The 23,280-nt window shown below is 67.9% G+C and carries 23 protein-coding genes; 13 read left to right on the top strand and 10 right to left on the bottom strand.

Annotation, left to right across the window (positions count from 1 at the left end; genetic code table 11):
• Nucleotides 1-7: 7 nt before the first annotated feature.
• From fliO to fliF, 10 genes are all read right to left on the bottom strand, one after another.
• The gene (gene fliO / locus GCU53_RS00380; RefSeq protein ID WP_152385870.1) at nt 8-445 is read right to left on the bottom strand and encodes a flagellar biosynthetic protein FliO; all 438 of its coding nucleotides are present in this window, start codon (nt 443-445) and stop codon (nt 8-10) included.
• Nucleotides 442-909 carry a flagellar motor switch protein FliN gene (gene fliN, locus GCU53_RS00385; RefSeq protein ID WP_152385871.1) on the bottom strand — a complete coding sequence of 156 codons (468 nt, stop codon included), beginning with the start codon at nt 907-909 and terminating at the stop codon, nt 442-444. The genes fliO and fliN overlap by 4 nt, the downstream gene beginning before the upstream one ends.
• Nucleotides 902-1,954 (bottom strand): flagellar motor switch protein FliM, encoded by a 1,053-nt coding sequence (fliM, locus tag GCU53_RS00390; RefSeq protein WP_152385872.1) that lies wholly within the window; start codon nt 1,952-1,954, stop codon nt 902-904. The genes fliN and fliM overlap by 8 nt, the downstream gene beginning before the upstream one ends.
• 6 nt (nt 1,955-1,960) lie before the next feature.
• A complete protein-coding gene (gene fliL / locus GCU53_RS00395) occupies nt 1,961-2,446 on the bottom strand; it encodes a flagellar basal body-associated protein FliL (RefSeq protein WP_152385873.1) in 486 nt (161 codons plus the stop codon).
• A gap of 167 nt (nt 2,447-2,613) precedes the next feature.
• Entirely contained in the window at nt 2,614-5,997 is a 3,384-nt protein-coding gene (locus tag GCU53_RS00400; RefSeq protein WP_152385874.1) for a flagellar hook-length control protein FliK, read from the bottom strand.
• 9 nt (nt 5,998-6,006) lie between these two features.
• Nucleotides 6,007-6,477, bottom strand: coding sequence for a flagellar export protein FliJ (gene fliJ, locus GCU53_RS00405; RefSeq protein ID WP_152385875.1), 471 nt, complete (start codon nt 6,475-6,477; stop codon nt 6,007-6,009).
• 27 nt (nt 6,478-6,504) lie between these two features.
• Nucleotides 6,505-7,884 carry a flagellar protein export ATPase FliI gene (gene fliI, locus GCU53_RS00410; RefSeq protein ID WP_152385876.1) on the bottom strand — a complete coding sequence of 460 codons (1,380 nt, stop codon included), beginning with the start codon at nt 7,882-7,884 and terminating at the stop codon, nt 6,505-6,507.
• Nucleotides 7,881-8,618 carry a flagellar assembly protein FliH gene (gene fliH / locus GCU53_RS00415; RefSeq protein WP_152385877.1) on the bottom strand — a complete coding sequence of 246 codons (738 nt, stop codon included), beginning with the start codon at nt 8,616-8,618 and terminating at the stop codon, nt 7,881-7,883. Before fliH ends, fliI begins: the two co-directional genes overlap by 4 nt.
• Nucleotides 8,611-9,606, bottom strand: coding sequence for a flagellar motor switch protein FliG (fliG, locus tag GCU53_RS00420; protein ID WP_152385878.1), 996 nt, complete (start codon nt 9,604-9,606; stop codon nt 8,611-8,613). The genes fliH and fliG overlap by 8 nt, the downstream gene beginning before the upstream one ends.
• Nucleotides 9,603-11,318 (bottom strand): flagellar basal-body MS-ring/collar protein FliF, encoded by a 1,716-nt coding sequence (gene fliF, locus GCU53_RS00425; protein WP_152385879.1) that lies wholly within the window; start codon nt 11,316-11,318, stop codon nt 9,603-9,605. Before fliF ends, fliG begins: the two co-directional genes overlap by 4 nt.
• Nucleotides 11,319-11,591: 273 nt before the next feature.
• Between fliF and fliE the strand changes: the two genes are divergently transcribed.
• The 13 genes from fliE (at nt 11,592) to GCU53_RS00490 (ending at nt 23,268) form a co-directional block, all read left to right on the top strand.
• Complete coding sequence (gene fliE, locus GCU53_RS00430; RefSeq protein WP_152385880.1) at nt 11,592-11,918, top strand: flagellar hook-basal body complex protein FliE; 327 nt, start codon at nt 11,592-11,594, stop codon at nt 11,916-11,918.
• Nucleotides 11,919-12,043: 125 nt separating this feature from the next.
• Entirely contained in the window at nt 12,044-13,435 is a 1,392-nt protein-coding gene (fliD, locus tag GCU53_RS00435) for a flagellar filament capping protein FliD (protein WP_152385881.1), read from the top strand.
• A 33-nt stretch (nt 13,436-13,468) separates the two neighbouring features.
• Nucleotides 13,469-13,858: a flagellar export chaperone FliS gene (gene fliS / locus GCU53_RS00440; protein WP_152389732.1), complete on the top strand. Its 390-nt coding sequence runs from the start codon at nt 13,469-13,471 to the stop codon at nt 13,856-13,858.
• 2 nt (nt 13,859-13,860) lie between these two features.
• On the top strand, nt 13,861-14,244 hold the full coding sequence (gene fliT / locus GCU53_RS00445; protein WP_152385882.1) for a flagellar protein FliT: 384 nt from the start codon (nt 13,861-13,863) through the stop codon (nt 14,242-14,244).
• A complete protein-coding gene (locus GCU53_RS00450; RefSeq protein WP_152385883.1) occupies nt 14,241-15,341 on the top strand; it encodes a flagellar hook-length control protein FliK in 1,101 nt (366 codons plus the stop codon). Before fliT ends, GCU53_RS00450 begins: the two co-directional genes overlap by 4 nt.
• Entirely contained in the window at nt 15,334-15,636 is a 303-nt protein-coding gene (locus GCU53_RS00455) for an EscU/YscU/HrcU family type III secretion system export apparatus switch protein (protein ID WP_152385884.1), read from the top strand. Before GCU53_RS00450 ends, GCU53_RS00455 begins: the two co-directional genes overlap by 8 nt.
• Before the next feature lie 226 nt (nt 15,637-15,862).
• Entirely contained in the window at nt 15,863-16,213 is a 351-nt protein-coding gene (gene flhD, locus GCU53_RS00460) for a flagellar transcriptional regulator FlhD (RefSeq protein WP_152385885.1), read from the top strand.
• Nucleotides 16,210-16,794 carry a flagellar transcriptional regulator FlhC gene (gene flhC / locus GCU53_RS00465; protein ID WP_152385886.1) on the top strand — a complete coding sequence of 195 codons (585 nt, stop codon included), beginning with the start codon at nt 16,210-16,212 and terminating at the stop codon, nt 16,792-16,794. Before flhD ends, flhC begins: the two co-directional genes overlap by 4 nt.
• 158 nt (nt 16,795-16,952) lie before the next feature.
• Nucleotides 16,953-17,828, top strand: coding sequence for a flagellar motor stator protein MotA (motA, locus tag GCU53_RS00470; protein WP_152385887.1), 876 nt, complete (start codon nt 16,953-16,955; stop codon nt 17,826-17,828).
• Nucleotides 17,825-18,775 (top strand): flagellar motor protein MotB, encoded by a 951-nt coding sequence (gene motB / locus GCU53_RS00475; RefSeq protein WP_152385888.1) that lies wholly within the window; start codon nt 17,825-17,827, stop codon nt 18,773-18,775. The genes motA and motB overlap by 4 nt, the downstream gene beginning before the upstream one ends.
• Nucleotides 18,776-18,802: 27 nt before the next feature.
• Nucleotides 18,803-20,962, top strand: a complete 2,160-nt coding sequence (cheA, locus tag GCU53_RS00480; protein ID WP_152385889.1) for a chemotaxis protein CheA — start codon at nt 18,803-18,805, stop codon at nt 20,960-20,962.
• Nucleotides 20,959-21,459 carry a chemotaxis protein CheW gene (locus GCU53_RS00485; RefSeq protein WP_152385890.1) on the top strand — a complete coding sequence of 167 codons (501 nt, stop codon included), beginning with the start codon at nt 20,959-20,961 and terminating at the stop codon, nt 21,457-21,459. Before cheA ends, GCU53_RS00485 begins: the two co-directional genes overlap by 4 nt.
• A gap of 168 nt (nt 21,460-21,627) precedes the next feature.
• The gene (locus GCU53_RS00490; protein ID WP_152385891.1) at nt 21,628-23,268 is read left to right on the top strand and encodes a methyl-accepting chemotaxis protein; all 1,641 of its coding nucleotides are present in this window, start codon (nt 21,628-21,630) and stop codon (nt 23,266-23,268) included.
• Nucleotides 23,269-23,280: the final 12 nt, after the last annotated feature.

The following is a 23,280-nucleotide window of genomic DNA, read 5'->3' on the forward strand; positions in this document are numbered from 1 at the left end:
GTCGGATTCATGGTCGCTCCGGGTTGGCGGCCTTGTGGCCGGACAGCTGCTGCTTGAGTTGGCCGGACAGGGCGCCGGCGAAGCGTTCGGCAAAGCTGCCGGCCGGCCGGGCGGCGCCTGTGTCGGCCTGGGCCGCGGGTGGCGCCGGCAGCTCGTGGAGCTTGCTGATCTGCTGGCCGGTCACGCCGAGCACCAGCCAGGTGCCCTGCACCTCGACGATCACCACGCGCTCGCGGGGGCCGAGCAGGCTGCTGCCGATCACCCGCAGGTGCTGGCCGGGCCACTGGCGGCCGGGGCCGAGGCGGCGCAGCAGCCAGCTGCAGAGGACGATCAGGCCGATCACCAGGGCCAGGGCCAGGGCGGTCTTGCCCAGCGCGGCGAGGCCCAGCAGGCTGTCGGCGCCGCCGTTCTCCAGGCCGGCGGCGGTCGCTGCAGCGGCGCTCATCGGTTGAGCTTCTGCACCCGCTCGGAGGGGGTGATGATTTCGGTGATGCGGATGCCGTACTTGTCGTCGACCACCACCACCTCGCCCTGAGCGATCAGGTAGCCGTTGATGAGGATGTCCATCGGCTCTCCGGCCAGGCCGTCCAGTTCGACCACCGACCCCTGGGCCAGCTCCAGCAGCTGCTTGATGGTGATCCGCGTGCGGCCGAGCTCGACACTGAGCTTGACCGGAATGTCCATGATCATGTCCAGGTCGCGCATGCCTTCCGCCGTGGCGCTCTTGCCGAGCGGCTTGAACACGTTCTTGCCAGCGCTCTGCGCGGCCGGCACCGGGGCCGCGGCGGTCTGCTCGGCGAAGGCGGCTGCCCAGGGATCGTCCTCGACCGGTGCGGCGGCCTGTTCGGCCATGGCGCTGGCCCAGTCGTCCTCCAGGGCGTTCAGATCGGTTTTGTTCGAATCAGTCATTGTGGAGTTCCTTGGCGGCGGGCAGGCTGCCCTTGACGAACCGGTCGGTCGTCGCGCCGGAGTTGGCGGATGAATGGTCGATCAGTTCCTTGACCTGCAGGGCACGCTGGCCGTTCTGGCTGCCGTACTCGCAGCGCATCACAGGCACGCCATCGACCCGGGCGACGACCGTTTCCGGCAGCTCGATGGGCAGCACGTCGCCGACCTTGAGCGCCATGACCTGGCCGATGCACAGGTCGATGGTGGAGAAGTCGGCGATCAGCTCGATCTGCGACTGCTTGAGCTCGCTGGCCATGCGCTTGCCCCACTGGCGCTCCTCTTCCGGATGGCTGTCGTTGAGGGGCCCGTTGAGCAGGCTGCGCAGCGGCTCGATCATCAGGTAGGGCATGACGATGTTGAAGTCGCTGGCCAGGTTGCCCACTTCCAGGTGGAAGGTGCTGTTGATGACGATCTCGTTGGGCGAGCTGGTGATGTTGGCGAACTTGGCCTGCATCTCCGAACGCAGGTAGTCGATCTCCAGCGGATACACCGACTTCCAGGCACTCTGGTAGGCCTCCAGGGCCAGCCCCAGCAGGCGGCGGATGATGCGCTGCTCGGTGTGGGTGAATTCGCGCCCCTCGGACTTGGTGAGGAAGCGGCCGTCGCCGCCGAACAGGTTGTCCACCACCATGAACACCAGGTTCGGCGGAAAGACCACCAGGGCCGTGCCGCGCAGCGGCTTCATGGCCAGCAGATTGATGTTGGTCGGCACCGGCACGTTGCGCGCGAAGTCGCTGTAGCTCTGATAGCGCACGCTGTCGACGGTGATGTCGGCGCTGCGGCGGATCAGGTTGAACAGGCTCATGCGGAAATAGCGGGCGAAGCGCTCGTTGATGATGTCCAGCGCGTGCAGGCGCTCGCGGATCACCCGGTGCTGGGTGGCCGGGTTGTAGGGGCGGATGCGCTGGTTGCCGGCGGGCTCGCTGGGCGAGGTGTCCTCCTCGCCGCTGACGCCCTTGAGCAGCGCGTCGATCTCTTCCTGCGAGAGCAGATCGTCTTGGGCCATGGACAACTACTGCACGATGAAGTCGGTGTAGAGGACGTCGGTCACCCGCAGGTTCGGCTGCGGCGTGGCCATGGGCTGCTGGAGCATCTCGAGGATCTTCGCCGAAAGCAGGTCCTTGCCGTTGGGGGTCATCAGTTCGGCGGCGGTCTGTGCGGCAAACAGCTTGAGCAGGCGGCTGCGCAGTTGCGGCATGTACTGCTTGAGGAACTCCTCGCTGGCCTTGTCCGTCACCTGCAGGGAAAGGCCGACATAGAGCAGGCGCTCCTCGCGCTGCTCGCTGCGCAGGTTGACGGTGAAGGGGGAGATCGGGACGAAGATCGGCGCCTGCGCGACCTCGGCAGGGGCGGCCTCGGCGCTGGCGGCGCCATGTGCGCCCTTGCCCATGAGGAAATACACGCCCGCGGCGCTGCCGCCGGCGGCGATCAGCACCAGGAGGATCACCAGCAGCCAGATGGCCTTGCCGTTGTCGCGTGCGGGAGGGGTTTTGCTCATTGCGTGTGCCCTTGAGGGAGGTCAACTCGTTCGGAGGGGAAAAAGTATGCCGACAGGCGCACAGCTCCGATGGGGCGATAAGACCCAGCTATCATGCGTATCTTGTTGTTTTGCCGAGCGACGGCAGCGCCCGATTGATCCGGGGAGCGGCCTTGCGGCCGCTCTCCTCAGGCATACAGATCGACACCCTCGAGACGAACCGGCCTCGGTGCGGCGGCCTCGACCTGTCCGGGAGCCGCTTCCTCGCCGGCGCCGCCCGCCAGGGCTCCGCTGCCTCCAGAGTCTCCCGAGCGCTCCCCCTGGGGTTGATGCTGCCGCTCGCCCACCGAGGTTTCACCCAGGGTGATGCCCTGTTCGGCAAGGGCTTCGCGCAGTTGCGGGATGGCCTGTTCGACTGCTGCGCGGACCTGCGGGTGGGCGGAGAGGAACTGCGCCTGGGCACCTGCCTCGCCGAGCTTGAGGCTGATCGACAGGGGGCCGAGCTCGGCCGGATGCAGGTGCAGTTCGATCTCCTGCTCGCCGCGCTGCTGCAGGCCGATGAGGTGCTGGCTCAGGCCGCGTTGCCATTCGGGGCTGGCCAGCGGTGCTGCCAGACTGGTGCTGATGGGGGGGCCGGCTGTCGTGAGGCCAGCGGCTGGTAAGAGCGAGCCGACGCTGCCGTGTGGGAGGGCAAGGGGGAGGCTTTCGCTCGTTTGGACGCCTTCCGTGAGGGGTAGTGCATGGCCAATCCACTTGCTGCTAGCGAACTCTGGCGGCGCGGCGTTTGCTAGCTCAACTATGGTCTCACCCGTGTGGGGTAACGTGGGTAGGGCAGGTTGGACCAATTGATTTGTCAGGAATGCTTCTGCGGGGGCGGGAAAGGATAGTCGTCCAGCATTTTCGATTGCTTGTAGGCGCGAGCGGATGGATTGCAGGTCGTCGAAGTCAATTAATGCAGAGCGGTTAGGATCGGCAAGCATTAATGCTGGTGGGCTGGGGAGGGGCACACTTGTTATGTTGGTTGGGCTCTTGCTCGCCTGTGATTTGGCCTCTGTTCCTACAGGGCCATTCAGACTGCCGGCAGGAGGTGCCGGCGGCTGGTCCGGCAGGGTGGGCGTGAGGTGCGGCAGCGGGCTTGCCGGGTCGGCCGGGCGCGTATCGGCGGTGCGCGGCATCGCTTCCCGGGGGGCGTTCGGGCTGCCGGCGGGAGGCGCCGGCGGCTGGTCCGTCAGGGTGGGCGTAAGGAGCGGCAGCGGGCTTGCCGGGTCGGCCGGGCGCGTATCGGCGGTGCGTGGCGTCGCTTCCCGGAAGCCGTTCGGGCTGCCGGCGGGAGGCGCCGGCAGTTGGTCCGTCAGGGTGGGCGTAAGGAGCGGCAGCGGGCTTGCCGGGTCGGCCGGGCGCGTATCGGTGGTGCGCGGCATCGCTTCCCGGGGGGCGTTCGGGCTGCCGGCGGGAGGTGTCGGCGGCTGGTCCGTCAGGGTGGGCGTAAGGAGCGGCAGCGGGCTTGCCGGGTCGGCCGGGCGCGTATCGGTGGTGCGCGGCGTCGCTTCCCGGAAGCCGTTCGGGCTGCCGGCGGGAGGTGTCGGCAGTTGGTCCGTCAGGGTGGGCGTAAGGAGCGGCAGCGGGCTTGCCGGGTCGGCCGGGCGCGTATCGGCGGTGCGTGGCGTCGCTTCCCGGAAGCCGTTCGGGCTGCTGGCGGGAGGCGCCGGCAGTTGGTCCGTCAGGCTGGGCGTAAGGAGCGGCAGCGGGCTTGCCGGGTCGGCCGGGCGCGTATCGGTGGTGCGCGGCATCGCTTCCCGGGGGGCGTTCGGGCTGCCGGCGGGAGGTGTCGGCGGCTGGTCCGTCAGGGCGGGCGTAAGGAGCGGCAGCGGGCTTGCCGGGTCGGCCGGGCGCGTATCGGTGGTGCGCGGCATCGCTTCCCGGGGGGCGTTCGGGCTGCCGGCGGGAGGTGTCGGCGGCTGGTCCGTCAGGGTGGGCGTAAGGAGCGGCAGCGGGCTTGCCGGGTCGGCCGGGCGCGTATCGGTGGTGCGCGGCGTCGCTTCCCGGAAGCCGTTCGGGCTGCCGGCGGGAGGTGTCGGCAGTTGGTCCGTCAGGGTGGGCGTAAGGAGCGGCAGCGGGCTTGCCGGGTCGGCCGGGCGCGTATCGGCGGTGCGTGGCGTCGCTTCCCGGAAGCCGTTCGGGCTGCCGGCGGGAGGCGCCGGCAGTTGGTCCGTCAGGCTGGGCGTAAGGAGCGGCAGCGGGCTTGCCGGGTCGGCCGGGCGCGTATCGGCGGTGCGTGGCGTCGCTTCCCGGAAGCCGTTCGGGCTGCCGGCGGGAGGCGCCGGCAGTTGGTCCGTCAGGCTGGGCGTAAGGAGCGGCAGCGGGCTTGCCGGGTCGGCCGGGCGCGTATCGGTGGTGCGCGGCATCGCTTCCCGGGGGGCGTTCGGGCTGCCGGCGGGAGGTGTCGGCGGCTGGTCCGTCAGGGTGGGCGTAAGGAGCGGCAGCGGGCTTGCCGGGTCGGCCAGGCGCGTATCGGCGGTGTGCGGCATCGCTTCCCGGGGGGCGTTCGGGCTGCCGGCGGGAGGCGCCGGCGGCTGGTCCGTCAGGGTGGGCGTAAGGAGCGGCAGCGGGCTTGCCGGGTCGGCCGGGCGCGTATCGGCGGTGCGTGGCGTCGCTTCCCGGAAGCCGTTCGGGCTGCCGGCGGGAGGCGCCGGCAGTTGGTCCGTCAGGGTGGGCGTAAGGAGCGGCAGCGGGCTTGCCGGGTCGGCCGGGCGCGTATCGGCGGTGCGCGGCATCGCTTCCCGGGGGGCGTTCGGGCTGCCGGCGGGAGGCGCCGGCGGCTGGTCCGTCAGGCTGGGCGTAAGGAGCGGCAGCGGGCTTGCCGGGTCGGCCGGGCGCGTATCGGTGGTGCGCGGCGTCGCTTCCCGGAAGCCGTTCGGGCTGCCGGCGGGAGGTGTCGGCAGTTGGTCCGTCAGGGTGGGCGTAAGGAGCGGCAGCGGGCTTGCCGGGTCGGCCAGGCGCGTATCGGCGGTGGGTGGCATCGCTTCCCGGAAGCCGTTCGGGCTGCCGGCGGGAGGTGTCGGCGGCTGGTCCGTCAGGGCGGGCGTAAGGAGCGGCAGCGGGCTTGCCGGGTCGGCCGGGCGCGTATCGGTGGTGCGCGGCATCGCTTCCCGGGGGGCGTTCGGGCTGCCGGCGGGAGGTGTCGGCGGCTGGTCCGTCAGGGCGGGCGTAAGGAGCGGCAGCGGGCTTGCCGGGTCGGCCGGGCGCGTATCGGTGGTGCGCGGCATCGCTTCCCGGAAGCCGTTCGGGCTGCCGGCGGGAGGTGCCGGCGGCTGGTCCGGCAGGGTGGGCTTGATAACGGGATGCATGGCACCAACCGCAGGAGCGGTTGGTAGTGCTGCAGAGTCAATATGGGTGATCTGTACTGCTGGGGTAGAGTCTACGTCATGGGCGTCCTGTGCCTGACGGTTGACCGCCTGTTCGAGGCTGCGGGCGAAGCCGCCGCCCGCGTTGGCGGCTGCGGGCGAGGCGCCTGGCGTCGAGCCGGGGGCGGTGCCGGACAGGGGGCTGGCCGGCAGGGCGGTGATATCCATGGGGACCTCTTACAGGCTGCTGTCGGTCGTGAGGCTGGAGGTGTCGCGGCGCAGGCGCAGCTGGGCGCTGGTCTCGTCGCTGCGGCGCTGTTCGGCGCGGTTCTCGCGCAGCTGGCCGAGCAGGGCGCGCCGCTCGACCAGGGTGTCGTAGGAGTTCAGCTTGCGGCGCTGCTCCTGCCAGTGCCGCTGGCTGTGATCGACCTGCCGGCGCTGTGCGTCGAGGGTCTGCACGGCGCGCTGGATGGCATTGTCCAGGGAGGCCAGGAAGGCCCGGTAGTTGTGCAGGCTGGCCGGCGCGATGCCTTCCTGCATGGCCTGCTGCAGGCGCTGGCGGTACTCCTGGCGATAGTGCTCGAGGGTATCCATCTGCGCTTGGGCCTGCTGCTGGGTACGGCGCTGGTCGGCCAGGGTGCGGCCGGCGGCCTCCAGGGCCTCCCGGGTCAGATCGATGAGGATGTCAAGCGCGCTGGTCGTGGACATACCGGGTCCTGCCTTGCCTGCACGGCGTCATGGGGTGGGAATCACTGCGTTGAGCGCCTTGAGCGTCTCCTCGATGCCGGCCCGCTCGTTGATCCGTTGCTGGAGGAAGCGCTCGAGCTGCGGATGGAGGTTCACCGCGCGGTCCAGCTGCGGGTCGTGGCCGGGGGCATAGGCGCCGACGCTGATCAGGTCGCGGTTGCGCTGGTATCTGGAGAGCAGCTGCTTGAACTGCTGGGCCTTGCGCTGCTGCACATCGTCGACGATGGCGGTCATCGCCCGGCTGATCGAGGCCTCGATGTCGATGGCCGGGTAGTGGCCGCTTTCCGCCAGGGCCCGGGACAGCACGATGTGGCCGTCGAGGATCGCCCGTGCCGAGTCGGCGATCGGGTCCTGCTGGTCGTCGCCCTCGCTGAGCACGGTATAGAAGGCGGTGATCGATCCGCCGCCGCGTGGGCCGTTGCCGGTACGCTCGACCAGCTTGGGCAGCTTGGCGAACACCGACGGCGGGTAGCCCTTGGTGGCCGGCGGTTCGCCGATGGCCAGGGCGATCTCGCGCTGGGCCATGGCGTAGCGGGTCAGCGAGTCCATGATCAGCAGCACGTCGCGGCCGGCATCGCGGAAGTCCTCGGCCAGCCGGGTGGCATAGGCGGCGCCCTGCAGGCGCGAGAGCGGCGAGGTGTCGGCCGGGGCGGCGACCACCACCGAGCGGCGCAGGCCTTCCTCGCCGAGGATATTGTCGATGAAATCCTGCACCTCGCGGCCGCGCTCGCCGATCAGCCCGACCACGATGACGTCGGCACGGGTGTAGCGCGCCATCATGCCGAGCAGCACCGACTTGCCGACCCCGGAACCGGCGAACAGGCCCATGCGCTGGCCGCGGCCGACGCTGAGCAGGCCGTTGATGGCGCGGATGCCGACGTCGATCTGGCGGTCGATGGGAGCCCGGTGCAGCGGGTTCAGCGGCGGGGTGTGCAGGCTGACATGAGGCACGTCCTCCAGCGGGCCCTGGCCGTCGAGCGGCTGGCCGCTGCTGTCGACCACCCGGCCGAGCAGGCGCTCGCCGAGCGGGAAGTGCCGTGCGCTGAGCGCATCGCTGCCCTCGCCGAGAGGGAATACCCGGGCGCCCGGCTGCAGGCCGGCGATCTCCTCCAGCGGCATGAGGAACAGGCGTTCCCCGGCGAAACCGACCACTTCGGCTTCGGCCTGCTGCGCGGGGCTGCCAGGCTGGGCGGCCAGGTCGATGCGGCACACCCCGCCGAGAGGGATGGCCAGGCCGACGGCCTCGAGGACCATGCCGGTGGCCCGCACGATGCGCCCGCTGCGCCGGTACGGCGGCAGGTCGTCGATGCGCCGGCACAGGCCGTCGAGGGCCTGTGACCAGCGCTGCTGGTGGGGGTTGCCGCTCACGCTGCAGGGCCCTCGTCGGCCGGCGGCGTGACAGGGCGCCTGCGCACCTGGCGGGCGATCGCCGCCCAGCGGCTCTCCCAGGTGGCGTCCAGATCGCCGCCCTGGCTGGTCACCCGGCAGCCACCGCGGGTGATCAGGGCGTCCGGCTGGAGCTGCCAGCCGGCTGCGTGCAGTTCGGCACCGAGCTGCTCGCGGACCAGTTGCAGATCGGACGGATGCAGCCACAGACGCGGCTTGCCGCCGAGCGGCGGTTCGCTGTGCAGCAGGGCGCGGACGATCGGCAGGATGTGCTCGGGCTCGGCCTGCAGCGCCTCGCCGGCCAACTGGCGGGCGCCGGCCAGGGCCAATTCGACCAGCTGCTCGGCGATCTGCCCGTCGAGCTGGGCGAGCGCCTGCTCGAAGGTCTGCACCAGGGCGCGCAGCGGCTCCACGGCTTCGCGGATCTTCTCCTGCAAAATCTGCTCGCCGGCCAGGCGGCCTTCTTCCAGGCCCTGCGCATGGCCGTCCGCCTTGCCGGCGGCAAGGCCTTCCTCGTAGCCCTGGCGACGGGCCTCCTCGCGGGCCTGTTCGCGCAGGGCCTTGAGTTCGGCGTCGCGCTTGAAGGCCTGCTGGCGCTGGACCTCGCGGCGCTGGCTGTCGGGGGCGGAGTGGGCGTCCCGCGGGCGACCCAGCTCGTCCATCTGCCAGGGGCGCCAGTGTGCGTCGTCGCGCGACCAGGACGGCTGGTCAGACATAGGCGTCGTCTCCGCCGCCGAGCACTATCTCGCCGCTGTCGGCCAGGCGGCGGACGATCTGCAGGATCGCCTTCTGCTCGGTCTCGACCTGGGAGATGCGGATCGGTCCGCGCGCTTCCATATCCTCCCGCATCAGCTGGGCCGCACGGTTCGACATGTTCGCCAGGAACTTGTCGAGCAGTGCCGGCGGGGCACCCTTGAGGGCGATGACCAGGGAGTTGCTCTCCACCTGGTTGAGGATCAGCTGGATGCTGCGGTCGTCCAGCTCCAGCAGGTTCTCGAAGAGGAACATCTCGTCGAGGATCTTCTGCGCCAGGTCCTCGCTGTGGGCGCGCACGGTCTGGATGGCGAGCTCCTCGAAGGTCGAGTTCATCAGGTTGAGGATTTCCGCCGCGGTTCTCACGCCGCCCATCTTGCTGCGCTTGAGGTTCTGGCCGTCGAGCATGCCGCCGAGCACTTCGGTCAGCTCGTGCAGGGCGATCGGCTGCACGCCGCTGAAGGTGGCGATGCGCAGGATGATGTCGTTGCGCAGGCGCTCGTCGAACAGCTCCAGCACGTCGGCGGCCTGGTGGCGCTCCAGGTGGACCAGGATGGTGGCGATGATCTGCGGGTGTTCGTCGCGGATCATCTCGGCGACCGTCGAGGCCTCCATCAGGTTCAGCTTGTCGATGCCGGTGCCGCTGTTGCTGGTCTCGAGGATGTCGTCGATCAGGCTGGCCGCCCGCTCGCTGCCCAGAGCCTTGGTCAGCACCGCGCGGATGTGCTCGCTGGACTGGATGTTGATCGCCGCATATTGCTCGGTCTCGTCCATGAATTCCTCGAGGACCTGGCGCATTTCGTCGTGCGACACCTGGATGAGGCGGGCCATTTCCATACCGATCGTCTGCACATCGTGGTTGGGCAGGTACTTGAAGACCTCGGCCGCGCTGTCCTCGTCAAGGGACAGCAGGAGAATCGCGCTGCGCCGCGCACCGGTCATTTCAGTCATTTTTCTTCTTTCTTCATCCAGCCGCGAATGATCATGGCCACCATGCGCGGGTCTTCCTTGGCCATTTCGCGCAGGCTCTGCAGGTTCTGTTCGTAGATCGGCGACTTGCGCCGCAGATCGCGCCTATGGCTTTCCTCGACGGCGAGGGCCGGCACTCGGGAGGCTTCGAGGGCGGCTTGCGCGGCCTCGGTAGCCTCGGCCCGGGCGGCGGCTTCGGCGGCCAGCCTCTCCTGGTGGCGGCGCTTCAGCGGGCGCAGCACCATCAGCCAGAGCAGCAGGGCGATGAAGGCCACCAGCAGGTAGCGGGACAGGCTGGCCACCAGGTTGTAGAACTCCGGCGTCTTCCACCACTCCAGCTGATCGGCCACCTCGATGTCGGCGAAGGGGCTGTTCATGATTTCCAGCTGATCGCCACGGGCGTCCGTGAAGCCCATGGCCTGTCGGACCAGGCGGTCGATCCGGGCCAGATCCTCCTGGCTCAGCGGTTCGCGGGTGGATTGACCGTCCTTGATCACGTTCCGGTAGTTGACCACCACCGCGGCGGACAGGCGCTGCACGCTGCCGCGCCGGTACTGCACGTGCTCGACGCTGCGGTCGATCTCGTAGTTGATGGTGTTGTCGCGACTCAGCGCCGTGGGCGACTTTTCCGCAGCGGCTGCCTGACCGGCCTCTCCGCTGGCGGCATCGCCGGTCTGCGTCTTATCGCCCGTGGCGGGTGCCGGCGGCGGATTCGGCGGGCTGTTGGTCAGCGCGCCGGGCACGCCGCGGGCCGGCTCGGTGCCGCCGGACAGGTTCTCGGAGAGCTGCTGGCTGCGCACGGCCGCTTCGCCGGGCTGCTGGTTGGGGCCGTAGCGCTCGGCAGTCTGCTCGCGGCTGGCGAAGTCGATCTGCGCGACCACCTGGGCACGCACGTTCTGCGCACCGAGGATCGGGGCGAGGATGTTCTCGATGCGCCGCTGGTAGGAGCGCTCCACCTCGTCGATGTAGTCCAGCTGGGTGCCGTCGAGGTCGCGGGCGCTGCCCTGTCGGGAGAGCAGGCGGCCGCTCTGGTCGACCACGGTAACCGCGTCGATGGAAAGTCCCGGCACGCTGGAGGAAACCAGGTGGGCGATGGCGTTGACCTGGGGTTCGCCCAGTTCGCGGCCCGGCTGCAGGCTGAGTACCACCGAGGCGCGGGCCGGCTCGCGCTCGCGCACGAACACCGACTGCTTGGCCATGGCCAGATGCACGCGGGCCCGCGAAACCGGGCCGAGCGACTCGATGGAGCGCGCCAGCTCGCCTTCCAGGCCGCGCTGGAAGTTGATCTGTTCGGCGAACTGGCTGACCCCGAAGGCCTGCTTGTCGAGCAGCTCGAAGCCGACGTTGCCGCCCTGCGGAAGGCCCTGTTCGGCCAACTGCAGGCGCAGGGTGTGCAGTTGCTCGGCCGGCACCAGCAGGGCCTGGCCGCCCTCGCTCAGGCGATAGGGTACGGCGCGCTTTTCCAGCTCGCTGATGATCCGCCCGCCGTCGGCCTCGTCGAGGTTGGCGAACAGTACCCGGTACTCGGGCGCGCGGGCCCAGAGCAGCATGGCGACGATGATCGCCAGCGCAGTCGCGCCGGCCAGCATCAGCGGCAGCAGCGGCTGGCTGCGCATCGGTGCGAGCAGGCGGCTGGCCAGAGGCGGGGCAGGGGTGGCTAGCGCGGTGCCTTGCCCGGAGACCGCGTTACTCACAAGCGTCTCCGGCAGAGGGCTGGGGCGATGGGAAAAACATGAGAAATCCGGTTCTTGGATGATAGGTTGCACGCACCCGGGTCTGCTGGCCGCGCAAGCGCGCGCCAGGAAAGCGGGGCGATCCTGGGCGAGCGCCATTATCCGGGGAGACTCGATGCGTAAAGGTTCAAAAAGCCATTGCTTTTAGGGTCAATTGGCCGCTTGCCGGGTCAGGAGGGGTTGTTAGGCTTGCAACCATCAAACGTTCGTCCATTTTTTCTTGCAGGCCTGCCCATGAGTTCGCCCGTCATCCAGTCCGCCTTGCAGCAGATGCAGATTCTCGCCAGTCAGGCCGCCGGCGCCCCCGGTCCGAGCCTGCAGGCGGCCGGAGCCGCACCGGGAAGCTTCGCCGGCGAATTGCAGGCGGCGATCCATCGGGTCAACCAGCTGCAGCAGACCGCCAGCGCCAAGTCCGATGCCTTCCAGGCCGGCGAGCCGGGGGTGGCCCTGAACGACGTGATGGTGGACATGCAGAAGGCCAGCGTGGCTTTCCAGATGGGCGTGCAGGTACGCAACCGTCTAGTCAGTGCCTACAAGGAAGTGATGAGCATGCAGGTCTGAGGCCGGGCGGCGGATGGTCGCTAAAGTCTGCCGCGGCGAGGCCGATATCCTGAAGCAGCAAACGAAATCGGCTATTGCGCAGCCGTCCGCTTCGCGGGCCGCCGCGCTGCTTCATAAGGACTGACATGGCTACTATCTCGTCACTGGGCGTTGGCTCGGGTCTCGACCTCACCGGTCTTCTGGATCAGCTCGAATCCGCCGAGCGTCTGAAACTCACCCCCATCACCAACCAGCAGAGTGTCATCGAGAGCAAGATTTCCGCCTTCGGCCGCCTGCAGAGTTCCCTGACCAGCCTGCAGACTGCGGTCAAGAAGCTCGCCACGACCTCCACCTACCAGGGGCAGACCAGCCGCATCAGCGGCAGTGGCGTGGGCGTGGCGGTGACCTCCAGCGCGGTGCCGGGCAGCTACCAGGTGCAGGTGACCCAGCTCGCCCAGGCACACAGCCTGGCCACTGCCGGGGTAGCTGACAAAACCGCCGCCCTGGGCGCCGGGACCCTGACCATCAGCAGTGGCGAGGAAACCCTGACCATCAATGTGGCGGCCGGCAGCAACTCCCTGGAGGCCATCCGCGACGCGATCAACGCCAAGAAGGGGAGTGTCACCGCCTCGATCGTCAACGACGGCAGCGGCACGCCCTGGCGTCTGGCGCTGACCGCCAAGTCGACCGGCACCGAGTCGGCCATGACGGTGAGTTTCGCCGATGGAGGGAGTGGTGGCGATCAACTGAATACGCTACTCAATCCCTACGATGCCGATACCAATGCGAGTGGCTACAAGGAAACGGCGGCAGCCAAGAACGCCCAACTGACCGTGAACGGCCTGGCCATCACCAGCCAGGGCAACACCGTCGAGGGTGCCCTGCACGGGGTGACCCTGACCGTGTCCGCCACCGGCGATGCGCAGACTCTGACCGTCGAGCGCGACACCGCATCGATCAAGTCGGCCATCAGCAGCTTCGTCAGCGCCTTCAACTCCCTGGACGGCACCACCGACAATCTCACTTCCTACGATGCCGACAGCGGCAAGGCCGGTACCCTGCTCGGCGACTCGACCCTGCGCGGCGTGCAGAGCCGGCTGCGCCAGACCGTCACCGGCGGCCTCGACGAGGGCACCTATCGCTACCTGTCGGATCTGGGGGTTTCGCTGCAGCTCGACGGCACCCTGAGGGTCGACGACAGCAAGCTGACCAAGGCGCTCGAAGGCGATCTTGCAGATGTCCAGGCGCTGTTCGCCGGCACCGCCGACAAGCCGGGCCTGGCCGCCAGGCTGAACACGTCGCTGACCGACATCCTGGACAGCAAGGGGGTCATCAGCAGCGCCATCGAGGGACTCGAATCGCGCAGCGAGGCGCTGGACGAGCGTTACGCGCGCATGGAGAGCAGCATCGCCGCGACCATCGAGCGTTATCGCGTGCAGTTCTCCTCACTCGATACGCTGATCGCCCAGATGAACTCGACCAGTACCTATCTGACTCAGCAGTTCGACGCCATGAAGGCCATGCTGGGCGACTCGTAAGCAAAAAGCCAAGGGGGGATTGACGTGACTGTCATGCGTGGGGCAGGCGCCTATGCCAGGGTGGGGGTCGAGAGCGGGGTCATGTCGGCCTCTCCCCACCAGTTGATCGTGATGCTGTTCGATGGTGTCCAGGCGGCGATCCGGACGGCCCGGCTGCACATGCAGGCAGGCAACGTCGCGGAGAAGGGCAAGGCCATCTCCAAGGCGATCGATATCGTCAACATGGGGCTGCTCGCCGCGCTGGACCATGAGCGCGGCGGGGAACTGGCCGGACGGCTGGAGCAGCTCTACGAGTACGTGTCGCGGCTGCTGCTGCGCGCCAATCTGCACAACGACGAGCACAGCCTGGACGAGGCTGCGGCCTTGCTGGAGCAGGTCGGCTCCGCCTGGCGGGAGATCGGCCCCCAGGCAGGGGGAGGTTGAGCATGGATCGGGGTCGGCAACTCATCGAGTCCTACGAGCTGCTTCTGCAGCAGTCGAAAAGCATGCTGGAACTGGCTCGTCGCGGCGACTGGACGGCTCTGTTGGAGGAGAAATCCTGTGGCTTGATCGATGCCGAACGGCTTCGGCAGCTGGAAGCCGAGGTTTCGCTCGGGCACCGGGAGCAGTTGCGCAAGATCGAGTTGCTGGAGCAGATCCTGGCGCTGGATGCGGAGATTCGTACGCACCTGCTGACGCGCCGCGACGAGCTCGGCCGGCTGATCCTCAATTCGCGTCGCCAGCGCGAACTGAACCGCACCTATCGTCCTGCCGTGGGCGCATCGATCGTGTACCAAGCCGCCGAGCGCTTCGATAAAGGCCTGCCGTGAGCGGGATCACTCCGCTGCTCGACAGTCTGCTGCACCAGGTGTTGGGCAAGCCGGTCGATCTGCCGACGACACGGCAGGGCGACCGGCCGGTAGAGCCGATCGTTCCGGGCGGGGTGGCGCGTGCGGTGCACAGCGATTCCCGTCTGGATGCGCGCAGTCCGCGGCTGTTGTCGCCGCTGCTGCAGACGCCGCAGCACGGCGATGAGATCACTTCCCGCCCGACGAGCCCGGGAGAGGCGACGGGGCCGGCCTCCGCTGCGACCCGTCTCAGTCCGGCTGCGCGTACCATTGCCGACGTGCTTCGCGAGCATCCGGCGCGTCCGTCGGCGATCATGCCTGGTGCGCCGCTGCTGCCCTCTGCCGACACTCCACCTGCCGCCACCCTGCTTGCCGGTCTGCTCAGGCAGAGCATCGGCGAGAGTGGGCTTTTCTACGAGTCCCACCTGGCGCGCTGGTATCGCGGCGAGTTGCCGCTGCAGGCATTGGCGCGCGAGCCGCAGATGGGGGGCTGGCAGCCTCCGGAGAAGGGGGGGGGCTCCTCGCCGCGCGCCGGGGGCGGGGCTGCGCCACCCGCGGCGCCGATGCCGGGCCGGCCGGAGGCCGTCGACGGCGAGACGCTGCCTGCCGAGTCTCTTGTCCTCGAATCCGAAGATGCCCTGCAGACCGGGCCGGCACTGTCCAGGGAGCAGGTGCAGGGCCTGGTCCGTCATCAGCTGGAGCTGCTGGCCAATCCGGTGCTGCACTGGGAGGGCGAGGCCTGGCCGGGGTTGTTCATGTTCCTGTCCGTGCAGGCTCCCGAGGCGGATCGACAGGGATCGGCCCGGTCGGGCGAGGGTGAGGGGGAGGCTGTGCCCGCGGATGCGCGCTGGTGCCTGCGGCTCGATCTGGACTTGCCCGGACATGGAGCTCTGGGGGTGGAGGTCTGGTTGGGGGGGCAGTCCTTGTCGTTGACCATGGTCACTGCGTCGCCGGAGCTGCTCGATTACTTTGCGCGTACCGAGGGATTCCTGCGGGAGCGTATCGCTCAGTGTTTCCCCGGAGAACTCGCGTTGCGCTGTCTCGATGCGCAGTGGGCTGCGGAGAATCCCGATGAGTGAAGAGCGAGGCGGCCGGGGCGCGGCGGGGGGGCGGCGGCAGGCGCTGGCGCTGGCCTACGGCGAGGGGGACGGAGCGCCGCGGGTAGTGGCCAAGGGATATGGTCTGCTGGCCGAGCGCATCGTCGCCGAGGCGCATCGTCAGGGTGTGCCGGTGCATGCCGCGCCAGAGCTGGTGGGTCTGCTCATGCAGGTGGATCTGGATGCGCAGATTCCTCCGCAGCTCTATCAGGTGGTGGCCGAGTTGCTGGTCTGGGTCTATGGCCTCGAGACGACCCGCCGCGAGTCCGTCGATTGAGGCGGTCGCATCCTCCCGTTCCTGTCCCTGCGACTTTCCGCGAGTCCGCTAGAGCGGATACAACAACAGCATGATAAAGTTCAAAAAATGGCGCTCGGAAAGGCCATTTTTTTTGACGCCGCTCACGATTCCCGTGCCAACCATTTCTAACGTGGTGATTTTTAGGAAATCTTCATAGGGCGTTCCAGGTTCAGGGGTGCTTGTCGTTGGAGTTACAGGAGTACCAATGGTTGTCGATACCCTCATCGAAGAGATTCAGGATTTGAATCTCACCTATCTGCTGCTGGTGCAGCGGCTGTTACGCAAGGATCGCGCTACTGCCATTTTCCGCTTGAAGCTGAGCGAAGAGATGGCCAACTTGCTGGCAGGGTTATCGGGCAAGCAGCTGGTGCAGCTGGCACGTACCAATCAGCTGATCTGCAGGCCGGGCTTCGAGGATGCCGGGCAGTTGATGAAGGTTTTGAACAATTCCCGCGAGCCGGGGCTGGCGCGGCTGCATGCCTCCTTGCTGATGATTTCCGCCGACCAGTCGGTGGGATCGCAGTCGGTGGGGCGAGTGGGGAATGCCGAGTCATGACGGAAAAGAGTCTGGTAAACGAAATGATGCAGGTGCAGCTGGCCATCGAGCTGATCGAGCTGGGTGCCCGCCTGCAGGTGCTGGAAACCGAAACCGATCTCAGCCGGGGGCGCCTGATCCGCCTGTACAAGGAGTTGCGGGGCGTGTCGCCGCCCAAGGGCATGCTGCCCTTTTCCACCGACTGGTTCGTGACCTGGTTGCCGAACATCCATTCCTCGCTGTTCTACGGGATCTATCGCAGCCTGCGGGAGCATTGCGGCTGTGAGCGGATGGAGGCGTTCGTCAAGGCCTTCCGGCTCTATCTTGAGCAGGTGCAGCTGGACGAGGCCGAATTCGTCCTCGGGCTGACCCGGGCCTGGACGCTGGTGCGCTTCTTCGAGAGCGAAATGCTCGAGATGATCCGCTGCACCTGCTGTGGCGGGGAGTTCGTGGCCCATGCCCACGCGCCGACCCGGGATTTCGTCTGCGGTATCTGCCAGCCGCCTTCGCGTGCCGGCAAGACGCGCAAGCGGCGGGAGATCGAGCTGCAGATGATGGCGGCCGACGACACGCTGCTGCCGGGGTTCTGCGCCAAGGGTTGAGCCGGGGAGGCGGCCCTTCCTCCATCTCCTTCGTTCAAGCTTTCCGGCTCTGCCGACCTCCCTGTCACCGGGGTCGGCAAAGTTTTCCGAAAAGCCCTCAAGCCTTATTCCTTCCTGCCGATATCCCGGATACTGCTTCTCTCTGGAAGGACTCGCCTGTGCTGATCGCTCTGGGTCTCATTGTTGTCATGCTCTCGGTATTCGGTGGCTATGCGCTGTCCGGCGGCAGCCTGGGGCCGCTGTTCCAGCCGCTCGAGCTGCTGATCATCGGCGGCGCCGCAGTCGGCGCCTTCATCGCCGCCAATAACGGCAAGATCATCAAGGCCACCCTGGGGGCCTTCTCGCGCATGCGGCGCACCAACAGCTACGACAAGGCGCTCTACCTGGAGCTGATGTCGCTGTTCTACAACCTGCTGAGCAAGGCCCGGCGCGAGGGCATGCTGGCCATCGAGAAGGAAATCGAGAACCCGGCCGAGAGCGCGCTGTTCAGCGAATACCCCAAGGTCGTCCAGGACCCGATGATCATCACCTTCCTCACCGACTACCTGAGGCTGATGATCAGCGGCAACATGGCCGCCCATGAGCTCGACGAGCTGATGGTCCACGAGATCGAGGAGTTCGAGCACGAGGCGCACCTGCCGGTGGATGCGCTGACCAAGGTCAGCGATGCCCTGCCGGCCTTCGGCATCGTCGCCGCGGTGATGGGTGTGGTGAAGGCGCTGAGCATGGCCGATGTCGGTCCCGACGAGATGGGCCTGATGATCGCCCACGCGCTGGTCGGCACCTTCCTCGGCATCCTGCTCGCCTACGGGTGCGTCGCACCGGCCGCCAGCCGGATCGACCGCCAGGTGGGCGAGGCGGTGAAGATGCTCCAATGCATGCGCGTCACCCTGCTCGCCAGCCTCAACGGCTATGCCCCGCAGGTGGCCGTGGAGTTCGGCCGCAAGGCGCTGCACAGCGCCGAACGCCCCTCCGCCAGCGAGCTCGAGGAGCATGTGCGCAACAGCAAGAGCTCCGGAGCCGGCAGTGCATGAGTGACCGTCCCGTCATCATCATCCGCCGCAAGAAGAAGGGCGGACACGGTCACCACGGCGGCGCCTGGAAGATCGCCTTCGCCGACTTCATGACCGCCCTGATGGCCTTGTTCCTGGTGCTCTGGACGCTTGCCAGCGCCAGTGACGAGCACCGTATCGCGGTCGCCGAATACTTCCGTACGCCGCTGCTGGTGGCGATGGCCGGCGGCGACCGCGATGGCGCCAGCCAGAGCGTGATTCCCGGTGGCGGACCGGACCCGACCTTCGCCGAGGGCGAGCGCGCGCGCATCGACCTGCGCCAGGAGCAGCGCCGCATCGACGAGCTCGAGCGCAAGCGCCTGCGGGAGCTGGAGGAGCGTCTGGAGGCGGCGATCAATATCGACCCGCTGCTCAAGGACCTCAGGGACCAGATTCTCGTCGACCTCACTCCCGAAGGGCTGCGCATCCAGCTGGTGGATACCGAGCAGCGACCGATGTTCGAGATCGGCAGTGCCAAGGTGGCTCCCTACATGCGCACCCTGCTGCGCACCCTGGCGCCGATGCTCAACGAGCTGCCGAACCGCATCCAGATCACCGGACACACCGACAGTCTGCCCTATGCCGGCGGTGAGGCGGGCTACAGCAACTGGGAGCTGTCGGCCGATCGCGCCAATGCCTCGCGCCGCGAGCTGATCGGCGGCGGTCTGGCCCCGGAAAAACTGCTGCGCACCTCGGGGATGTCCGACCGGATTCCCTTCGAGGGTGCCGCACCGAACGATGCGGCCAACCGGCGCATTGCGGTGATCGTGCTGGACAGCCGCTTCGCCGACTCGATTCTCGATCAGCGGGAATACGGCCCCCTGTCGAGCGGGGATGGCGGCAACCGGCCGGCAACGGAGGGCGCATCCCGGGACAGCGCCGGCCCGGCGACCGCCAACGGCCCCGCGCGACCGGCCGCCAGGCCTTAACCAACCACCATAAGCCAGGGTGCTTGCATGGATATCACCGACTTCTACGACACCTTCTTCGAGGAGGCTGCAGAACTGCTGGAAGATATGGAACGTCATCTGCTCGAGCTGGACATCGAGTCCCCCGATCCCGAGCAGCTCAACGCCATCTTCCGTGCCGCCCACTCCATCAAGGGCGGTGCCGGCACCTTCGGCTTCGACGTCCTGCAACGGACTACCCACATCTTCGAGAACATCCTCGACCACCTGCGCCGCGGCGAGCTGAAGCTGCGGCGCGATATCGTCGACACCTTCCTGGAAACCAAGGACATGCTGCAAGACCAGCTAGCCGCCTATCGCAACGGCAGCGAACCTGACCCCGAGGCATTCGCGCGTATCTGTCAAACCCTGCAGCAGATGGCCCTGGAGGAGCTCGGCAAGCAGGGGCCGGAGGTGGCCGGGCACGCCCCGGCACCGGTGCCGGCCCCGAGCCCGGTCGCCGAGCCGGCGCCCTCGCCCGAGCCGGAAGCGGCAGAGGCGCCTGTGGGCGAAGAGGGGACGGAGCGCCTGCGCGTGGTTCTGCTCGGCGTCGCCGAGAAGGACCGCGAGCTGCTGATCGAGGAGCTCAAGCATTTCGGCAGCATCCTCGGCCAGAGCGGCGACGTTCAGCGCTACGAGGTGGAGCTGGCCACCGGCGAAAGCGCCGACGACATCGAGGCCGTGCTCTGCTTCGTGGTCGAGCCCGAGCAGCTGGAGATCCAGGCGCTCGCGGCTCCCGCCGCGCCGTCGAAGGCGGCTGGCGCTGCCGCGCAGGCCGAGGCGCCGCCGCACGAGCCCATGCCGACGGTCCTGCCTGCCGAGGAGAGGAAGACAGTGCCCGCGGTGGTCGCGGCTCCGCCTGCACCCGTGGCCGCCCCGGCGCCTGCTGCCGCTTCGTCACCCCCGGTGGCCTCCGGCAAGGCACCGGCCAACAACAATAACAACGGCGAATCCACCTCCCTGCGCGTGCCGGTGGCCAAGGTCGACCAGATCATCAACCTGGTGGGCGAGCTGGTCATCACCCAGTCGATGCTCGACCAGATGCTCGGCCGGCTGGACGGCGCCATGCACAGCGAGCTGGTCAACGGCATCGCCCTCCTGCAGCGCAATGCCCGCGACCTGCAGGAAGCGGTGATGTCCATTCGCATGGTGCCGATGGATTTCGTGTTCAGCCGCTTCCCGCGCCAGGTCCACGACCTGGCGGCCAAGCTGGGCAAGGAGGTCGAGCTGGTCACCGTGGGCAAGTCCACCGAGCTGGACAAGAGCCTGGTGGAGCGCATCGTCGACCCGCTGAACCACCTGGTGCGCAACAGCCTCGATCACGGCATCGAGTCGCCCGAGGTGCGCGAGGCCGCCGGCAAGCCGCGCACCGGGCGCCTGACCCTGTCGGCGCAGCACCAGGGCGGCAACATCCTGATCGACGTCATCGACGACGGCGCCGGCCTCAACCGCGACAAGCTGCTGGCCAAGGCGCGCAGCAACGGCCTGGCGGTTTCCGACAGCATGAGCGACGACGAGGTCTGGCAACTGATCTTCGCGCCCGGCTTCTCCACCGCCGAGGTGGTCAGCGACGTTTCCGGACGCGGTGTCGGCATGGATGTGGTCAAGCGCAACATCCAGTCGCTCGGCGGACACGTGCAGATCCTGTCGCGCCAAGGCCAGGGCACCACCACCCGCATCGTGCTGCCGCTGACCCTGGCGATCCTCGACGGCATGTCGATCCGGGCCGGCGAGGAGATCTTCATCCTGCCGCTGAACGCCGTGATCGAATCCCTGCAGCCGCGCAGCGAGGACATCTACGCGATGGCCGGCACCGACCAGCTGCTCAAGGTGCGCGACGAGTACCTGCCGCTGCTGCCGCTGCACCAGGTCTTCGGCATTCCCGGCGCACGCACCCGGCCGAGCGAATGCATCGTCGTGATCGTGCAGGGCGAGGGCACCCGCTGCGCCCTGCTGGTGGACGAACTGGTCGGCCAGCAGCAGGTGGTGGTGAAGAACCTGGAAACCAATTACCGCAAGGTGCCGGGCGTCTCCGCCGCGACCATCCTCGGCGATGGCAGCGTCTCGCTGATTCTCGACATCGCCGATTTGCAACGCCTCAACCGCAGACAGAGCGCCGCCCGTCAGGAACGTGCGGCTGCGACCGAACAGGAGCTGATGCTGTCATGACTTCCCTCAAGCAAGCCGATCTGGCGGCGGCCATCGCCGACACCCATACCCGCGAATTTCTGGTGTTCTCGCTGGGCAGCGAGGAATACGCCATCGATATCCTCAAGGCCCAGGAAATCCGCAGCTACGAGAACGTCACGCGGATCGCCAACACCCCGGACTTCATCAAGGGGGTGACCAACCTGCGCGGTGTGATCGTGCCCATCGTCGACCTGCGCATCAAGTTTCACCTCGAGCGCATCGAGTACGGCGGGCAGACGGTGGTCATCGTGGTCAACGTCGAGGGACGCATCGTCGGCGTGGTGGTCGACGGCGTGTCCGACGTGATCAGCCTGTCCCCCGACCAGATCAAGCCGGCGCCCGAGTTCAGCCTGTCGCTGTCCTCCGATTACCTCTGCGGGCTGGCGAGCATCGGCGAGCGCATGCTGGTGCTGGTCGACATCGACAAGCTGCTGACCAGCGAGGAAATGGCCCTGGTGGAGAAGACCGTGGCTTGATGTTGGGCCTCCCCAGGCTCGGAGTGCCGGTGGCGCAGCTTGGCGCCGGCCTCATCTCAAGTCCGGCTGTCGCTTGCCGATAGAGCGGAAAAGGCCCCCTTGGCGGTAGGGCTGGCGGCAGCGTCCCGGGACTCGATAACCATAAGAATGCAGTGCAAGGAGAGATGAATGGGCAGTCTGACAATGCGTCAGAAACTCTGGGGAACCCTGGCAGCCGCCTGGCTGGCGATGCTGGCGCTGATGGTCGTGGAAGTCTGGATCATGCGCGGCATGACGTTCGATGAGCGCAGGGCCAAGGTCGAGAGCCAGGTCGATATTGCGCTCTCGGTGCTGGGAGATGTCGCCACGCAGGTCGAGCGTGGAGTGGTGAGCCGCGAGGAAGGCCAGGCCCGGGCGGTTGCGCTGATCAAGAGCATGCGCTACGACGGTGGGCGCGGGTATTTCTTCGTGTTCGATGCCGACACGCGCAACATCGCCCATCCGACCATCGAGACGGGCACTCCGCTGGCGGACTTCAAGGACGCCGACGGGCGCAACCTGTTCGTCGAGTTCGCCAGGGCGGCGGACCAGGGGCAGGGGCACGCCTACTTCGACTACGCCTGGCGCCACAACGGCACCAGCGAGCTGGAGAACAAGCGCTCGCTGATCCGTACCTTCGAACCCTGGGGCTGGTATGTCGGCAGCGGCATCTACATTGCCGATATCAACGAGATGTTCATCCAGCGCCTGATGCAGTCGGTGATCGGCTTGTTGCTCGCCGGCGCCGCACTTTCGCTGCTGATGGGCTGGGTCATCCGCGACCTGATGCGCGATCTCGGCGCCGATCCGCGCCATGCGGTCGAGGTGGTGAGCCATATCGCCGACGGCGACCTCACCCAGAGGCCGGTGTTGCGTCCCGGCGACAGCGACAGCGTGCTGGCGCACATGAACCGCATGCGCGAAGCCCTCGCCAGCGTCATCGGCGACATCGGCGACAGCGCCCGCCAGGTCGAGGCCGAGGCCGAGGCGATCGGTGCCGGCAACGCCGAGCTGGCGGCACGTACCGAGCAGCAGGCGGCAGCCCTGGCCGAGACGGCCTCGACCATGGAGCAACTGACCGCCACCGTGCGGCAGAACGCCGAACACGCCGGCCGGGCGAGCAGCCTGGCGGAGAATTGTGCGGCGAGTGCGCACAAGGGCGGCGAAGCCATGCAGTCGGTGGTGGACATCATGGCGGCCATCCAGGTCAGCGCCGATCGGATGTCGGGCATCGTCGACACCATCGATTCGATCGCCTTCCAGACCAACATCCTCGCGCTGAACGCCTCGGTGGAGGCGGCCCGCGCCGGCGAGCAGGGCCGCGGCTTCGCCGTGGTGGCCGGCGAGGTGCGCCAGCTGGCCAGCCGCAGCGCCGAGGCGGCGCGCGAGATCAAGGGCTTGATCGACGGTGCCGGCAGCCAGGTGCAGGCGGGCAACCAGCAGGTACGCCGGACCGGCGAGCTGATCCGCGACATGGTCGCCGATATCGGCCAGCTCAACACGCTGATCGGCGAGATTTCCTCCGCCTCCGTGGAGCAGAGCAGCGGCATCGAGCAGGTCAACCTGGCCGTGGCGCAGATGGACCAGATGACCCAGCGCAACGCCGGCATGGTTCAGGACAGCGCCCAGGCTGCGCAGCGCCTGACCCGCGAGAGTGTCCAGCTCAACCGGCACGTGGTGCGCTTCGTCATCGAGGGCTCCCATGGCGACGCGCGCGGCCGGGGGCGGCCCGCCGGCAAACGCCCGTATCACCAACAGGACGATGCGCAGGCCGAGCCGGCCTGGAGCTGATCGTCTGGATGA

The organism is Azotobacter salinestris (assembly GCF_009363155.1).
In the GTDB taxonomy this organism is placed as follows: Bacteria; Pseudomonadota; Gammaproteobacteria; order Pseudomonadales; family Pseudomonadaceae; genus Azotobacter; species Azotobacter salinestris.

Bases quoted from the DNA above. Each gene is read 5' to 3' on its own strand.
- fliO (WP_152385870.1), bottom strand. From the start codon at position 445: ATGAGCGCCGCTGCAGCGACCGCCGCCGGCCTGGAGAACGGCGGCGCC.
- fliN (WP_152385871.1), bottom strand. From the start codon at position 909: ATGACTGATTCGAACAAAACCGATCTGAACGCCCTGGAGGACGACTGG.
- fliM (WP_152385872.1), bottom strand. From the start codon at position 1,954: ATGGCCCAAGACGATCTGCTCTCGCAGGAAGAGATCGACGCGCTGCTC.
- fliL (WP_152385873.1), bottom strand. From the start codon at position 2,446: ATGAGCAAAACCCCTCCCGCACGCGACAACGGCAAGGCCATCTGGCTG.
- GCU53_RS00400 (WP_152385874.1), bottom strand. From the start codon at position 5,997: ATGGATATCACCGCCCTGCCGGCCAGCCCCCTGTCCGGCACCGCCCCC.
- fliJ (WP_152385875.1), bottom strand. From the start codon at position 6,477: ATGTCCACGACCAGCGCGCTTGACATCCTCATCGATCTGACCCGGGAG.
- fliH (WP_152385877.1), bottom strand. From the start codon at position 8,618: ATGTCTGACCAGCCGTCCTGGTCGCGCGACGACGCACACTGGCGCCCC.
- fliG (WP_152385878.1), bottom strand. From the start codon at position 9,606: ATGACTGAAATGACCGGTGCGCGGCGCAGCGCGATTCTCCTGCTGTCC.
- fliE (WP_152385880.1), top strand. From the start codon at position 11,592: ATGAGTTCGCCCGTCATCCAGTCCGCCTTGCAGCAGATGCAGATTCTC.
- fliD (WP_152385881.1), top strand. From the start codon at position 12,044: ATGGCTACTATCTCGTCACTGGGCGTTGGCTCGGGTCTCGACCTCACC.
- fliS (WP_152389732.1), top strand. From the start codon at position 13,469: ATGCGTGGGGCAGGCGCCTATGCCAGGGTGGGGGTCGAGAGCGGGGTC.
- fliT (WP_152385882.1), top strand. From the start codon at position 13,861: ATGGATCGGGGTCGGCAACTCATCGAGTCCTACGAGCTGCTTCTGCAG.
- GCU53_RS00455 (WP_152385884.1), top strand. From the start codon at position 15,334: ATGAGTGAAGAGCGAGGCGGCCGGGGCGCGGCGGGGGGGCGGCGGCAG.
- flhD (WP_152385885.1), top strand. From the start codon at position 15,863: ATGGTTGTCGATACCCTCATCGAAGAGATTCAGGATTTGAATCTCACC.
- flhC (WP_152385886.1), top strand. From the start codon at position 16,210: ATGACGGAAAAGAGTCTGGTAAACGAAATGATGCAGGTGCAGCTGGCC.
- motB (WP_152385888.1), top strand. From the start codon at position 17,825: ATGAGTGACCGTCCCGTCATCATCATCCGCCGCAAGAAGAAGGGCGGA.
- cheA (WP_152385889.1), top strand. From the start codon at position 18,803: ATGGATATCACCGACTTCTACGACACCTTCTTCGAGGAGGCTGCAGAA.
- GCU53_RS00485 (WP_152385890.1), top strand. From the start codon at position 20,959: ATGACTTCCCTCAAGCAAGCCGATCTGGCGGCGGCCATCGCCGACACC.
- GCU53_RS00490 (WP_152385891.1), top strand. From the start codon at position 21,628: ATGGGCAGTCTGACAATGCGTCAGAAACTCTGGGGAACCCTGGCAGCC.